Source organism: Streptomyces shaanxiensis, from assembly GCF_039537145.1.
Taxonomy (GTDB): Bacteria; Actinomycetota; Actinomycetes; order Streptomycetales; family Streptomycetaceae; genus Streptomyces; species Streptomyces shaanxiensis.
Genome location: NZ_BAAAZY010000011.1, coordinates 88,526 through 104,036 on the forward strand (window position 1 = coordinate 88,526; position 15,511 = coordinate 104,036).

The window sequence follows — 15,511 nt, forward strand, 5'->3', positions numbered from 1 at the left end:
GAACCGGACGTGAAGAACCGGACCGTCAACCGGCCTCCGCGGGAACCAGTTTGGTCCTCACGGAGACCGGTCGGCCCTCTCGAGAGAGCGGTTCAGTCGTCTCGAAGGGGCGGTTCGGGCGTTCGACGAGGGCGGGTCAGTCGTCCGTCGCCGTCTTGGAAGCCGCCGTCTTCTTGGCCGTCGTCTTCTTGGCGGCCGTCGTGGTCTTCTTCGCCGCGGTCTTCTTGGCGGCCGTCTTCTTGGCCGGGGCGGCCTTCTTGGCGGTCGCCTTCTTCGCGGGGGCCTTCTTCGCCGTCTTCTTGGCGGGCCCCTTCGCGCGCTTCTCGGCGAGCAGCTCGAAGCCGCGCTCCGGGGTGATCGTCTCGACGCTGTCGCCGGAGCGCAGGGTCGCGTTGGTCTCCCCGTCGGTGACGTACGGCCCGAAGCGACCGTCCTTGACGACAACCGGCTTCTCGCTGACGGGGTCCGTTCCCAGCTCCTTCAGCGGCGGCTTGGCGGCCGCGCGGCCCCGCTGCTTGGGCTGGGCGTAGATCGCCAGCGCCTCTTCGAGGGTGATCGTGAAGAGCTGCTCCTCGGACTGCAGCGAACGCGAGTCCGTGCCCTTCTTCAGATACGGCCCGTAGCGGCCGTTCTGCGCGGTGATCTCCTGGCCCTCGGCGTCGGCGCCGACGACACGCGGCAGCGACATCAGCTTCAGCGCGTCGTCCAGCGTCACCGTGTCCAGCGACATCGACTTGAACAGCGAGGCCGTACGCGGCTTCACGGCGTTCTTGCCGGTCTTCGGGGTGCCCTCGGGGAGCACCTCGGTGACATACGGGCCGTAGCGGCCGTCCTTTGCGACGATCTGGTGGCCGGTGACCGGGTCGGCACCCAGCTCGAAGTCGCCGCTCGGCTTGGCGAGCAGCTCCTCGGCGAGCTCGACGGACAGCTCGTCCGGCGCCAGGTCCTCGGGGATGTCCGCGCGCTGGTGGCCCTCGGAGTCCTTCTCGCCGCGCTCGATGTACGGGCCGTAGCGGCCGACCCGCAGCACGATGTCGCTGCCCACCGGGAACGACGACACCTCGCGCGCGTCGATCGCGCCCAGGTCGGTCACCAGCTCCTTGAGGCCGCCGAGGTGGTCCCCGTCGCCGTTGCCGGCGTCCGCGGCACCGCCCTCACCAGTGCCCTCGCCGAAGTAGAACCGCTTCAGCCACGGCACGGCCTGCGCCTCGCCGCGCGCGATGCGGTCGAGGTCGTCCTCCATCTTGGCGGTGAAGTCGTAGTCGACGAGCCGCCCGAAGTGCTTCTCCAGGAGGTTGACCACGGCGAAGGACAGGAAGGACGGGACGAGTGCCGTGCCCTTCTTGAAGACATAGCCGCGGTCGAGGATCGTGCCGATGATCGACGCGTACGTCGACGGGCGGCCGATCTCGCGCTCTTCCAGCTCCTTGACCAGCGAGGCCTCGGTGTAGCGCGCCGGGGGCTTGGTGGCGTGCCCGTCGACCGTGATCTCCTGGGCGCTCAGCGGGTCGCCCTCGTTGACCTGCGGCAGCCGGCGCTCGCGGTCGTCCAGCTCGGCGTTCGGGTCGTCGGCGCCCTCGACGTAAGCCTTCAGGAAGCCGTGGAAGGTGATCGTCTTTCCGGAGGCGGTGAACTCGACGTCCCGCCCGTCGGCCGCCGCGCCGCCGATCTTGACCGTGACCGAGTTACCGGTCGCGTCCTTCATCTGGGAGGCGACCGTCCGCTTCCAGATCAGCTCGTAGAGCTTGAACTGGTCGCCGGTCAGCCCGGTCTCGGCAGGCGTGCGGAAGCGGTCGCCCGAGGGGCGGATCGCCTCGTGCGCCTCCTGCGCGTTCTTGACCTTGCCGGCGTACGTCCGCGGCTGGGGCGGCAGGTAGTCGGCGCCGTACAGGTGCGTGACCTGGGCGCGGGCGGCCGCTACGGCGGTGTCGCTCAGCGTCGTGGAGTCCGTACGCATGTAAGTGATGTAGCCGTTCTCGTACAGCTTCTGCGCGACCTGCATCGTGGCCTTCGCGCCGAAGCCGAGCTTGCGGCTCGCCTCCTGCTGCAGCGTCGTCGTACGGAACGGGGCGTACGGCGAGCGGCGGTACGGCTTGGACTCGACGGACCGCACCGCGAACTGCGTGTTCTCCAGGGCGGCGGCGAGGGCGCGGGCGTTCGCCTCGTCGAGGTGGAGGGTGTTCGCGCTCTTGAGTTGTCCCAGGGAGTCGAAGTCGCGGCCCTGCGCGACCCGCCTGCCGTCGACGGTCTGCAGGCGGGCGACCAGCGACGACGGGTCCGACGAATCCCCGGCGCGGCCGGTCGCGAAGGTGCCCGTCAGGTCCCAGTACTCGGCAGAACGAAACGCGATGCGCTCGCGTTCCCGCTCCACGACGAGGCGGGTGGCGACGGACTGGACACGGCCCGCCGACAGACGCGGCATGACCTTCTTCCACAGGACCGGCGAGACCTCGTAGCCGTAGAGGCGGTCGAGGATGCGGCGGGTCTCCTGGGCGTCGACCAGCTTCTGGTTCAGCTCGCGCGGGTTGGCGACGGCGGCCTGGATCGCGGCCTTGGTGATCTCGTGGAAGACCATCCGCTTGACCGGGACCTTGGGCTTGAGCACCTCCTGGAGGTGCCACGCGATGGCCTCGCCCTCGCGGTCCTCATCGGTGGCGAGGAAGAGCTCGTCGGACTCCTTCAGCAGGTCCTTGAGCTTCTTGACCTGGGCCCTCTTGTCGGCGTTGACCACATAGATCGGCTCGAAGTCGTGCTCGACGTCCACACCGAGGCGGCGGACCTCACCGGTGTACTTCTCCGGCACCTCCGCGGCGCCGTTGGGGAGGTCGCGGATGTGCCCGACGCTCGCTTCGACTACGTAGCCGGGGCCCAGGTAGCCCTTGATCGTCTTCGCCTTGGCAGGCGACTCGACGATGACGAGTCGGCGGCCGCCCTGTGCGGTCTCGCTGGTCGGGGACAACTTCGCTCTTCTCTCCGGTCGACGCTGGGGGCCTTCCCAGGGTCGCTCAGGTCCCGGGGTCGGGTGGTGGTGACGCTGCGGAGTGTGACGGTACATCCCGCCCGGTTGTCAAACGGGAAAAGCCCGCAACGGCCACTCGAACGGTAACCCGACTTCCGCCATTCCTGCCGCCCGGAGTGCCCACCGGCCTTTTCGAGCCTTTCCGGAAGTCGGCCTCCCAATTATCGGCCGCCCAGCTCATGGGCCGTTCTCAGAGGCGGGAGAAGCACCACGTTCCGAGGGTCAGGGCGATCACCGAGACAAGGCCGGCCAGCGCCACCGATGCGACGGGGCTCACACCCTGGGCGACAGGTTGGCGCTGTCGTACCCGGACCGCCGTCCACACCAGCAGCCCACTTCCGAACAGGGCGAACACCACCCCAGCGAAGATCGCCGGTCCCCTCTCCATGGTTCCGCTTGCCCCTTTTCTCCCGTCCACGACTGCCCAGCCCGGCGAGGTTGACACGCGCGGGCGGCGCACAGGCGAACCTCAGGTGAACGCGGGGCCGACGCGGCTGTGGACTCTCAGCGCCCCGCAGGCCCGGCCGACCACCGCAGCCCCACCAGCCCCGTCCCAGTCATGGGCCACACCCGCCTCAGACCTCACCGGGCGCGGGTATCTTTCCGGTCGTCTTCTTGTCGTCGGACCTGCTGACGGTGCACACGACCTTGTTGAAGCCCTCTTCCCAGTCCTCCTCGTCCGCGATCCAGCCATAGACGGTCCGCTCCGGACCCGGCGCCCAGACCGACTCGAATTTGTTGCCGCACAGCTTGGTGGCGTTGTCGGAGCCGTTCTTGTGGCTCATTTCACCGGGCGCCCGAACAGTGCCTATGACCTGGTCGGTGTGCGGTTTGGCGCAGTCGATCAACGGGGCGTTGTATCCCTCGGCCTCTTCCTCGTAGACCCAGCAGTCGCCGACGCTCATCTGCCCGACCCACAGGTTCTCGCCGTCGTCGCGGAACCGGCCCACCTCGCCGCCTATCGCGGCATGCCGCCCGAGTACGAGACATGCCGTACCGCTGTTGGCCGCGGTGAACCCGTTCTTCGTCGGTACGACGGCGTAGCCTGCCGCGTCCGGCAGCGCTGCGGCGATCGCCCTGCTCTGGTTCGCGCAGCGCCGCGCACCCTGCGCGCTGGCGTCGGCGAAGTCGGTGGCCGTGTCGACCGCCACGACCTGGCCGTCCGGCCAGTCGTCGTCGCAGTCCACGACACCGAGGTTCGGCATCGACTTGAACGGCGTCCCGGACCACACCGCCTGCACGCAGTCCCCTGTCTCCAGCGGCTCGGTCAGCCCCACGACATCGCCGTACGGATACACCGGCCCGGTCGGCGACGGCGAGCCCTGCGACCCGCCCGCCGAGGGCGAGCTCTTCGTCGCGGAGTTCTTCTTGTCCCCGTCGTCACCGCTGGTCAGCGACACAGCGGCCCACGTCCCGCCGGCGACGACGAGCAGGACGCCGACGACGAGCGCGACGAGCGCGGTGCGCTTCCTGACGCCGGAACCCGGGCCCGGCCCTTGGCCGCCCACACCCGCTCCGGCGAGGGTGGGCGCACCGCTGCTCCAGGGACTGCCGGGGCCACCGGGGCCACCAGGGGTGCCGCCCGCGTACGGCGACGGGGTGGCGCCTCCGGCGTAGTGCGGTGGGGTCGAGGTTCCGGCGTAGGGCGGCGGTGGAGGGCTTGCGACGTACGGCGGTGGGGGTGAGCCTCCCGCATACGGCGGTGGCGTGGGGCTTCCGGCGTACGGCGGTGGCGTGGAGCTTCCCGCATACGGCGACTGCGCGGCCCCACCCTCATACGACGTCGGCCCGCCGCTCCCGGGACGGGGCACCTGCCCACCGCCGTCCGCAGACGTGGTTCCCGCACCCTGCGCATAAGGGTTCGCGGGGTCGAACGGCGGCGGGGCGGGCTGCCGCCAGACGTCGTACGGCGCCGATCCGGGCGTCTGCCCGGGCGGGACGGAACCGTCAGCGCCAGGTCCATCGGCCGCAAGACCACTGGCCGCAGGACCACCGGTCGCACCCGCCGGAGTGTGCGGTGTCTGCGGGGTGTTCGGAGTCGGCGCCGCACCCGGCGTCTGCGGGGTACCGGAAGCCGATCCGACACCACCCGGCATCTGCGGGAATCCGGAAGCCGATCCGACACCACCCGGCGTCCGCGGAGCACCCGGCACCGGCCCGAAGCCTCCTGGCGGCGGACCGAACACTCCAAGCCCGGCGCCCGCCCCGGACACCCCACCACTCCCCGGCGGCACCCCGAGCTCCCCACCCGACGCCCCCGCCGCACCCACCGCCCCCTGCACCACCCGCTCCAGCCCCCGCGCCACCACCTCCGGCGCCGACCGCCGCACGGGGTCCTTGACCAGCAACCCCTGCAGCACGGGCACCAGTTCCCCCGCCCGGACCGGCGGCGTCGGGTCATCGCCCAGCAGGGCCGTCAGCGTCGCGTAGTCGCCGTGGCGGTCGAAGGGGCCGCGGCCCTCCACGGCCGCGTACAGCGTGGCGCCGAGGGAGAACAGGTCGGCGGCCGGGGTGGGCGGCTCGCCGCGCGCGCGTTCCGGGGCGAGGTAGCCGGGTGTGCCGAGGATGCCCGCGGTGGCCGTGAGCCTGGGCTCGCGGGACTCGGGCTGGAGGGCGATGCCGTAGTCGGTGAGCAGCACGCGCGCGTAGGGGTCGCCCGAGGCGCCCGGTGCCAGAAGGATGTTGGCCGGTTTCACATCCCTGTGGAGGATGCCGATCCGGTGTCCGGCGGTCAGTGCGTCGAGCACGGCGAGTCCGACGCGGACCGCCTGAACGGGCGTCAGCGGCCCCGAACTCCGTACGACCGCCTGGAGGTCGACCGCGTCCGGCACGTACTCCATGACGATCCACGGCAGCCCCTCGTGCACCACCACGTCGTGCACCGTCGCCACATGCGGATGCCCCCGCAGCCGCGCCGCGTGCCGGGCCTCGCTGCGGGCGCGGGCAATGCGCTGCGCGGTCTCGCTCACGTCCATCGGCACATCCGGGAGCGCGATCTCCTTCATCGCGACGTCGCAGGCCAACTCCTCGTCGTACGCGAGCCACACGCGGCCCATGCCGCCCGCGCCGAGCGTTCGCAGCAGCCGGTACCGCCCGTTGATGACCCTGCCTTCGCCCTGTTCCGGCGTCTCCCCCGCCATCACGCCTCCCCCCGGGACCCGAGAGACAGCGCGCCTCCCCCGAGGGCGCGTCGAGTCTGTCTCTCGAAGGTAGCTTCGCACCTGCCACTGACAGGAGGCCTTTCTGTATCTTTTCGTAGCCAATCAGACCGGACCGGACACTCCTGACCCGCGCGTGCCGCTCCGTCCCAGCGCCTACGGCGCGGCTACAGCACGTCGAGGGTCGCGCGCCGCCTGCTGCCGCGCTCGAAGAGGCTCAGCAGCAGCACGGCGAGGAGCAAGTACCCGGCACCGACCGCGAGTTCGGCGCCCAGCAGGCCCGTGTCCAGTCCCTGCCCGGCTGCCGCTTGCCGGGCCGCGGCGGCCGCGTGCGTGAGGGGAAGGGCCTCGCCGGCGGTCCACATCCAGGGCGGCAGGGTCGCGCGCGGCACGTTCGCGCCGGTCAGCAGGAGCAGCACCGAAGCGGCCACGTTCGACACCAGGAACACGTCCCGGAAGCGGAGCCCGAGCGCTCCGAGCGCGAGCCCGAACGCGGAGCAGGCGGCCGCGGCGGCGACCAGGACGGCGGCGATCTGGGGCACGCTGTCCGCCGGCACCGGCAGGCCCAGCACCAGGGCGGCCACGGCGAGCGTGAACCCGCTGACGAGCAGGCCGTTCAGGACATACGGCAGGGCCCGCCCGAACCACAGCGGCGCCCGGCGGCGGGGGCTGAGCAGCACCGCGCCGAGCGTGCCGTAGCGCCGCTCGTTGGCGACGGCCATGGTGCCGCCGTACACGCAGGCCGTGGAGGAGGCGAGGACGGCGTTGCCCAGCAGGTAGAAGCGGTCGTCGGCGACGTGGAGTTGACGGCCGAGGTGGACGAAGAAGAGGAGCTGGAGGACGGGGCCCACCAGCAGGGTGCCGATGAACATGGAGGGCGTGGTCCAGTTGAACAGCGCCCGGTAGGAGATGCCACCGCCGATGACGACGAGGCGCGCGGTACGGACGAGTTGACGCATGGGGAGTCCTCGGGGCCGGGTGAGGCGGTGGGCGGTCAGGTGAGGGCGAGGGTGGCGGCGGCACGCGCGCGTGCCTCCACCCGGCCGAGCACGGCGACGGCCAGCAGCGCGTAGAGCGCGCCGAGGCCGAGCGCGAGCCCCAGGGGAGCGACCACGGGCCCGCCGGAGGCCGCGGCGTGCACGGCGCGGGCGCCCCAGGTGGTGGGCAGCGCCCAGGACAGCGGGTGGGTCCACGCGGGCAGCACGGTGACCGGGACGAGCATCCCGGACAGCAGCCACACCGGCGCGTCCAGCGCGTTGGCCAGTGCGTTGGCGTTGCGCATCAGGACGAACGTGGCGGCCAGCAGCAGACCCATGGCACCGAGGGCGAGGACACAGCCCGGGACCGCCAGCAGGAAGAGCACCGGGTGCGCGAAGTGCAGCGGCACGCCGAACAGCAGCCATCCCCAGGCGACGGTCGCGACCATCGAGTACGTCCCTACGACGGACGTGGCCAGTGTGATCGGCAGCAGTACCAGCGGCAGCCGCGTCGGCGCGACGACGAGGCACTCCAGGGTGCCGAGCCAGCGCTGGTTCTGCACCGCCCCGCCCGACCCGAACAGCACCGACGACCAGATGCCCATCAGGCCCGCGCCCACCGACGCGGTGAGCAGCCGGTCCGGGTCGCCGGCGGCGCGGAAGAGGTAGACGGCGAGGGTCGCGTAGACGAGCGGCACCAGCACCGCGAAGGTGATCTCCAGGGGCGAGCGCGACATGTAGATGACGTGCGTGCGCACCCCTACGGCGACGAGCCGCGGCCAGCGCTTCACGGCGCGCGGTTGCGCCGCCCTCGGCCCGGGGGCGCTCGGCTTGGCCGCCCTCGCCCCGGGGCCGCCCAACTCGGGGCCGCCCGGCTCGGGGCCGCTCATGCCAGGACCTCCGCCGATTCGGCCGCCGCCCCGATCGACCCCGCGGTGGCGCGTTCCGCTTCCGCGACGATCGCGACGTAGGCGTCCTCGAGCGTCGGCTCGCGCGTGGCGACGCGCCCCAGGCGCACGCCGTCCAGCGCGGCGAGCACGCGCGCGTGGAGCTCGGTTCCGCGGTCGCTCTGGACGGTCAGGAGCTGTACGGAACCGCGGTCGTCGACCGCCGCGTCCCGGACACCCGGCAGCGCGCGCACTCGGTCCAGCTCCGTCTCCGAGACGCCGTGGGCCTCGACTTCGAGGACGTCGCGTTCCTGGACGCGGGCCTTGAGGGCCCCGGGCGTGCCGAGGGCCCGTATCTCCCCGCCCGCGATGACGGCGATGCGGTCGCACAGTTCATCGGCCTCGGCCATGTAGTGCGTGGTGAGCACCACCGTCGTCCCGGCGTCCGACAGGTCGGCGACGGTGCGGCGCAGATCCCGTGCGGCGACCGGGTCGACGCCGATCGACGGCTCGTCCAGGAAGAGCACGTCGGGCCGGTGGAGCAGGCCGCGCGCGATGTGCAGCCGCTGCCGCATGCCGCGTGAATAGCCCTCGACGCGCTCCCGCTCCCGCCCGTCAAGACCGACGAGCTCCAGCAGTTCGGCGATCCGGCGCCGCTGCGCGCGCGGCTCGACCTCGTACAGCTCGGCGAAGTAGCGCAGGTTGTCGAGGGCGGAGAGCCGCTCGTACAGGCCCCGGTCGCCGCCGAAGACGTAGCCGATCCGTCGTCGTACGGCCACCGGGTCGCGGACCACGTCGTGCCCGAACACCCTGGCCGTGCCCGATGTCGGCAGCAGCAGGGTGTTGAGCATCTTGATGGTGGTCGTCTTGCCGGCCCCGTTGGGTCCGAGCAGCCCGAACAGCTCGCCCGACGCCACCTCGAAGCTGACCCCTCGTACAGCTTCGGTGGTGGTGCGCCGGGGCCGCAGCCAGCCGGTACGCGACGTGTAGGTGCGGCGCAGTCCGTGCGCCTCGATGGCAAGCATGCGCCGGACGGTAGGCGGGCCGCTCGGCAGCGGTCGACGAATTCGGCGGCTACCGAATCGTCGCCCACGCGTGCGTGCGGGCTTCCGGCGTCCACGCGTGCGTACGGGCCTCCGGCGTCCACGCGTGCGTGCACTTTCCTGCGCCCACGCACGCTCACCCCACGGCCCGCGACTCTCAGACCACCGCCCGCAGCACGTCCTCCCCGGACAGCAGCGCCAGCAGGGCGCGCCCCGTGTCGGTGAGCTGGTAATACACGCTCCGGCCGACCCGGTGCCGGGTGACCACCCCGGACTCGGCGAGCACCGACAGATGCTCGGACACGGTGCTGGGAGCCAGGCCGAGCCGGTCCGCGATGCCCGCGGTGGTGAGCGGCCCGCCGAGCTCGCGCAGGACCGCCGCCCGCCCACGCCCCAGCAGCAGCCCGAGCCGGTCCCCGGCCGCCGGTTCCTCCTGCCGTTCCCGCAGTACGGCCGCACCCCGCGCCTGGAAGGAGACGGTGAGCACCTCGGGGTGGTCCGTCGAGTACAGCCGGCATCCCTCGGCGAAGACCAGCGGCACGAGCAGCAGCCGGCGTTCACCCGCGTGGTACTCGGCGTCGATGCGCTTGGTCAGCTCCAGCACGGGCGGTGTCCACTTCGCGCGTGCCTCCAGGCCGGCGAAGAGCGCGTCCACGCCCTCGGTGGCGAAGGTCCGCGCCCGGACCAGGACTTCGTCCTCGACGAGCCGCCGCATGACCGGCCACAGGTCGGCGAGGGCGCCCTCCCAGTACGCGGCGTACGCGTCGGCGAGGGCGGCGCAGGCAGCCCGCGGGTCCTCCAGGTAGGGCCGTACGAGGGGATGGTCGTCCATGCCGGGGTAGTGCTCGGCCAGCTGGGCCCGCACCACGTCCGGCGGTGTACGGCGCACGATCTCCAGCTCCTGCTCGATCGAGGTCGTACCGATCGGCTGCGGGAGCATGAAGTCGGGGAACTGCAGCGGACCGGCCAAGAGCGCGCGCAGCGGGGCGATCCGGTCGTCCTCCCGGATCACCTCACGCGCGCGCACGACCCACTTCTGGTACGGCCAGGAGGGGTTCCGGTGCGGCATCGCCAGGTGCAGGCTGCAGAACGCGTCCCACAGCGGGCTGACGGCGATACGGGTCGCCCCGAGCGCGGCCTCGTCGAGCTCGATGCGGATCACCGGAAACGGCTCTCCCCGCTCACACCCGCCACCGCGCCCCTCCACCTGCCCTGGCAATCACCGTCACCGCAGGCCCCCCTCCCCAGCCGTCACCGTCACCGCAGGCCCCCTCCCCAGCCCTCACATCAGCGTGCGCCCTCACCGGCCGGCTCCAGGAACCCCTGCTCCACCAGCAGCCGGATCTGCGCGGGCGTGCGGTCGCGCAGCGACACCGGGTCCTCGCCCATCAGTTGGGCGATCGCGTCCAGAATCCGGCCCGCGCTCAGCGAACCGTCACACACGCCCGCGAAACCCGCGCCGACCGTGTCCACCCGGGTGGCCCGGCGCATGCCGCGGTGCTGGCGCAGCACGACGTGCTCCGGGTCCTCGGCGCCGGGCAGCCCGACCTGCTCCTGCACGACCTCGGTGACGAGCCTGAAGTGGTCCTCCAGCAAGGCCGCGTCATCATGCGCGCGCAGGTAGTCGAGTCGCCCGAAGTGCGCCCGGACCGTGTCACCGAGCGGCTGCTCGACCGGATGCGGCCACTCCTCCACCGTGATCGAGGGCACGGCGGCCGACGCCTTCCGCAGGGTGATCCACCCGAACCCCACGGCCTTCACCTTGCGCGCCTCGAACTCGTCCAGCCACGCGTCGTACCGCGCCTGGTACTCGGCCGTGTCACCCCGGTGGTCACCAGCGTCCCTGAGCCACAGCTCGGCGTACTGAGTGACGTCCTGGACCTCGCGCTGCACGATCCAGGCGTCGCATCCGCGCGGCACCCATGACCGCAGCCGGTCCTGCCAGTCCTCCCCTTCCACGTGCTGCCAGTTGGCGAGGAACTGCGCGAAACCGCCCTCGTTCAGCCGCTCCCCCGCCCCCTGAACGATCGAGCGGCACAGATCGTCCCCGCCCATCCCGCCGTCGCGGTAGGTCAGCCGCGCGCCCGGCGAGATCACGAAGGGCGGGTTCGACACGATGAGGTCGTACGTCTCGCCGTTCTTGAGCGGCTCGAACAGCGAGCCCTCCCGCAGGTCCGCGGCCGGCGCGCCGGACAACGCGAGCGTCAGCGCGGTGATGTGCAGGGCGCGCGGGTTGAGGTCGGTCGCCGTCACGCGCGTGGCGTGCTGCGCGGCGTGCAGCGCCTGGACGCCGGAGCCGGTGCCGAGGTCCAGAGCGGCGGCGACGGGCGTACGGACCGTGATGCCGGCGAGCGTCGTGGAGGCGCCGCCGACGCCGAGGACGACCCCCTCGTCCTTGTTCCCGATGCCGCCCGCCCCGCCGACCGCACACCCCAGGTCGGACACGATGAACCAGTCCTCGCCACCGGGCCCGCCGTAAGGGCGTACGTCCACGGTCGCGGCGAGGTCGTCGCCGGAGCCGTCGAACTCGCCGGATGCACCGGATGCGCCGGAGTCCCCGCCGACCCGTACCAGCCACCCGCTCTCCAGGCATGCGTCGACGGGCAGAACGCCCGCCACGCGCGCGTGCGGCACAGGTTGCTGCAACAGGAACAGCCGTACGAGGGCCTCCAGCGGCGTGTCTCCGCGGGTCGCCCGGAGCGCGGGCACGGTCTCGCTCCGCGCGAGCGCCGCGTACGCGGGCGCGCCGAGCAGTTCGAGCAGCCCGTCGGCGGTGAAGGAGGCCCCGAGCAGGGCATCCCGCAGCCGGGCGGCGACGTCGGGGCGATCGGAGGCGGGCAGGGCGGACAGACTGGAGTCACTCACGCCCTCATTGTGACCCGCGCGCGGCCCGGCCCGCCCCGTGACGTTTCGGCCGCGCGCCCCATGAGGTATCGGCCGCGCGCAAGGTCAGACCTCGGCCGACCGCCCCATCAGGCCTCAGTTGCCGGCGACCTCCGCGGACGCCGCAGCAGCCGCCTCCTTGCAGCCCTCCTGCTTGAGCAGCGCGTTCTTGGTGTCGCCGCCCGATTCCAGCTTCTTCAGAGCGTCGAGGGCGCTCTTGCGCTGGCTGACCACGTCCCGCATCTCTTCGCCGACCTTGCGCAGCCCGGACGCGAACTTCGCCTGGTCCTTCGTGTTCAGCTCGTCCGTCTGCTTCTTCAGCTCGGCGTAGCTCGTGGAGACCGCGGTGAGCTTCTTGATGGCGTCCTGCTGCTTCTTCGCACCGTCCTCGACGCCCGGGGGCGGCCCGGCCTGCTGGAGGAGGGTCGCGCGTGCCTTGAAGCCGTCGGCGAGGTCCTGGAACGCCTGGGCGTCGACCTTCTGGAGCTCCTTGGGCGGGCTGTCCTTGGCGGCCTTCGTGATCGCGGCGTCGGCCGCCGCGATCTTCGCGTTCTGCGCAGGCGCCGTGTCGCATATCTTCTTGGCCCAGGCGTCCAGCTCCGGGTTGCCCTCGTCGCTCGTGCATCCCGTCAGTGCCAGTGCCAACACCGCACCGCCGGACAGTGCGGCCGCGAGCTTCATGTTCACCGGTTTGGTCCCTTCCGTGGCTCTCGGCCCACGGACCCTACACGGCAGGCGCGAGACAGCACTGCGCCACATGCCCCTTCTGTAATACTTTCCGAATCTTTGCACCATGTGAGAGAAGCGTCACGGCAAGGGCGTGAACAAGCACGAGGCGGGCGGGCGGCGCGTCAACACGCGCCACCCGCCCGCCCCTTGAACTGGGCCGTCGTAGGACCGCCTACGACACCACCGCGGGATCGACCGGTTTGGCCACCCTGTCGGCGTCGCCTTCGTCACCCATGGCGATACCGCGCCGCTTGGAGACGTAGACCGCGCCGACGATCACGAGGAGCGACAGCACGGCGATCGTGACCCGTACGCCGACGTTCTTGTCCTCGCCGTAGCTGAACTGGATGACCGCGGGCGCGATGAGCAGCGCGACCAGGTTCATCACCTTCAGCAGCGGGTTGATCGCGGGACCGGCGGTGTCCTTGAAGGGGTCGCCGACCGTGTCGCCGATCACCGTGGCGGCGTGGGCCTCACTGCCCTTGCCGCCGTGGTGGCCGTCCTCGACGAGCTTCTTGGCGTTGTCCCAGGCGCCGCCGGAGTTGGCGAGGAACACCGCCATCAGCGTGCCTGCGCCGATCGCGCCCGCCAGGAACGCGCCCAGGGCTCCGACCCCGAGCGTGAACCCGATGAAGATGGGCGCCAGCACGGCGAGCAGACCGGGGGTGGCGAGCTCGCGCAGGGCATCCCGGGTGCAGATGTCGACGACCTTGCCGTACTCCGGCTTCTCCGTGTAGTCCATGATCCCGGGCCGCTCGCGGAACTGCCGCCGCACCTCGTAGACCACGGAACCCGCCGACCGCGACACGGCGTTGATGGCGAGCCCCGAGAAGAGGAAGACGACCGCCGCGCCCGCGATGAGGCCGACGAGGTTGTTGGGCTGCGAGATGTCCATCATCAGGTTCATCGGCGCGCCTTCGCCGCTGAGTTTCTCGCCCACGTCCCGCGCGCCGGTGGTGATGGCGTCGCGGTACGACCCGAAGAGCGCCGCTGCCGCCAGGACGGCGGTGGCGATGGCGATGCCCTTGGTGATGGCCTTGGTGGTGTTGCCGACCGCGTCCAGGTTGGTGAGCACCTGGGCGCCCGCGCCCTCGACGTCGCCGGACATCTCGGCGATGCCCTGCGCGTTGTCGGAGACCGGACCGAAGGTGTCCATGGCGACGATCACGCCGACCGTGGTGAGCAGGCCGGTGCCGGCCAGCGCCACCGCGAACAGCGCCAGCATGATCGACGTACCGCCGAGCAGGAACGCCCCGTACACGCCGAGGCCGATCAGCAGGGCGGTGTAGACGGCCGACTCCAGACCGACGGAGATACCGGCGAGGACGACGGTCGCGGGACCGGTGAGCGAGGTCTTGCCGATGTCCATGACAGGACGCCGGTTCGTCTCGGTGAAGTAGCCGGTCAGCTGCTGGATGACGGCGGCCAGCAGGATGCCGATGCCCACCGCGACGAGCGCGAGGACGCGCGGGTCGCCGTCCTTGGCCGCGATCGCCGCGTCGGTGACGCCGTCGAGGTCGGCGTACGACGACGGCAGGTACACGAACACGGCGATCGCGACCAGCACGATCGAGATCACCGCGGAGATGAAGAACCCGCGGTTGATCGCCGTCATTCCGCTGCGGTCGGACCGGCGCGGGGCCACCGCGAAGATGCCGATCATCGCGGTGATCACGCCGATCGCGGGCACGATCAGCGGGAAGGCGAGCCCGGCGTCACCGAACGCCGCCGATCCGAGGATCAGCGCGGCGACCAGGGTCACGGCGTACGACTCGAAGAGGTCGGCCGCCATGCCCGCGCAGTCGCCGACGTTGTCGCCCACGTTGTCGGCGATGGTCGCGGCATTGCGCGGATCGTCCTCCGGAATGCCCTGCTCGACCTTTCCGACCAGGTCGGCGCCGACGTCGGCGGCCTTGGTGAAGATGCCGCCGCCGACACGCATGAACATCGCGATCAGCGCGGCACCGAGACCGAATCCTTCGAGCACCTTCGGCGCGTCGGCCGCGTAGACCAGCACCACACAGGAGGCGCCCAGCAGACCGAGCCCCACCGTGAACATGCCGACGACGCCGCCCGTGCGGAAAGCGATCTTCATGGCTTTGTGCGAGACGGCGGTGAGATCCTTTTCCGGCTCTCCCGGCGCCGGAGTCGCTTCCCGTGCGGCCGCGGCGACGCGCACATTGCTGCGCACGGCCAGCCACATGCCGATATAGCCGGTGGCCGCCGAGAACGCGGCGCCGATCAAGAAGAACACCGATCGGCCGATGCGCTGATTCCAGTCGTCCGCGGGCAGCAGCATGAGCAGGAAGAACACGACGACGGCGAATACGCCGAGCGTGCGCAACTGCCGGGCCAGATAGGCGTTGGCGCCTTCCTGGATCGCCGTCGCGATCTTCTTCATGCTGTCGGTGCCCTCGCCCGCCGCGAGCACCTGGCGCACGAGAGCGCCGGCGACCACGAGCGCTGCGAGCGCCACAACGCCGATGACCGTGATGATGATCCGGTTGTCGTCGGTGAGCACTGCGGCTGCGAGGGTTGTGGGGTGGTCAAGCTGATGAGGGGTAGAAAGCCCCGCCATTCGTCCTCCTTGACGCTTGGGCTGAGCTCAAGATGTGGACGGATTCTAGGTACCGGAACCTGATCAAAACAGAGCGCGGCAAACGGAATTAGCCTTCACATGCCGTTCAGCAAATGATCGACGTCACGCCACTGAACCCGAAAGCGCTAATGCCCTAAACCCGTTGACAGGCGCAGGCGGACGCATTGCCACTTGATCGAATTATCGGTTCATTGATCGTGAATTCCTTCACGAATT

The 15,511-nt window shown here is 71.1% G+C and carries 10 protein-coding genes; all 10 read right to left on the reverse strand.

Annotated features, from left to right (window positions below; translation table 11 throughout):
- Positions 1-136: 136 nt before the first annotated feature.
- Positions 137-2,959 (reverse strand): type I DNA topoisomerase, encoded by a 2,823-nt coding sequence (gene topA / locus ABD932_RS20040; protein ID WP_345014654.1) that lies wholly within the window; start codon positions 2,957-2,959, stop codon positions 137-139.
- 250 nt (positions 2,960-3,209) lie between these two features.
- Positions 3,210-3,407, reverse strand: a complete 198-nt coding sequence (locus tag ABD932_RS20045) for a hypothetical protein (RefSeq protein WP_126393970.1) — start codon at positions 3,405-3,407, stop codon at positions 3,210-3,212.
- Between the two features lie 187 nt (positions 3,408-3,594).
- Positions 3,595-6,159: a serine/threonine-protein kinase gene (locus ABD932_RS20050; protein ID WP_345014656.1), complete on the reverse strand. Its 2,565-nt coding sequence runs from the start codon at positions 6,157-6,159 to the stop codon at positions 3,595-3,597.
- A 185-nt stretch (positions 6,160-6,344) separates the two neighbouring features.
- On the reverse strand, positions 6,345-7,136 hold the full coding sequence (locus tag ABD932_RS20055) for an ABC transporter permease (RefSeq protein WP_345014658.1): 792 nt from the start codon (positions 7,134-7,136) through the stop codon (positions 6,345-6,347).
- A gap of 35 nt (positions 7,137-7,171) precedes the next feature.
- Positions 7,172-8,044, reverse strand: a complete 873-nt coding sequence (locus tag ABD932_RS20060; protein ID WP_345014660.1) for an ABC transporter permease — start codon at positions 8,042-8,044, stop codon at positions 7,172-7,174.
- Entirely contained in the window at positions 8,041-9,066 is a 1,026-nt protein-coding gene (locus ABD932_RS20065; RefSeq protein WP_345014663.1) for an ABC transporter ATP-binding protein, read from the reverse strand. The genes ABD932_RS20060 and ABD932_RS20065 overlap by 4 nt, the downstream gene beginning before the upstream one ends.
- 175 nt (positions 9,067-9,241) lie before the next feature.
- Positions 9,242-10,246 carry an ArsR/SmtB family transcription factor gene (locus ABD932_RS20070; RefSeq protein WP_345014665.1) on the reverse strand — a complete coding sequence of 335 codons (1,005 nt, stop codon included), beginning with the start codon at positions 10,244-10,246 and terminating at the stop codon, positions 9,242-9,244.
- Positions 10,247-10,371: 125 nt separating this feature from the next.
- Positions 10,372-11,949 carry a DUF7059 domain-containing protein gene (locus ABD932_RS20075; protein ID WP_345014667.1) on the reverse strand — a complete coding sequence of 526 codons (1,578 nt, stop codon included), beginning with the start codon at positions 11,947-11,949 and terminating at the stop codon, positions 10,372-10,374.
- 114 nt (positions 11,950-12,063) lie between these two features.
- On the reverse strand, positions 12,064-12,648 hold the full coding sequence (locus ABD932_RS20080) for a small secreted protein (protein ID WP_345015388.1): 585 nt from the start codon (positions 12,646-12,648) through the stop codon (positions 12,064-12,066).
- A 220-nt stretch (positions 12,649-12,868) separates the two neighbouring features.
- Positions 12,869-15,274 carry a sodium-translocating pyrophosphatase gene (locus ABD932_RS20085; protein ID WP_345014668.1) on the reverse strand — a complete coding sequence of 802 codons (2,406 nt, stop codon included), beginning with the start codon at positions 15,272-15,274 and terminating at the stop codon, positions 12,869-12,871.
- Positions 15,275-15,511: the final 237 nt, after the last annotated feature.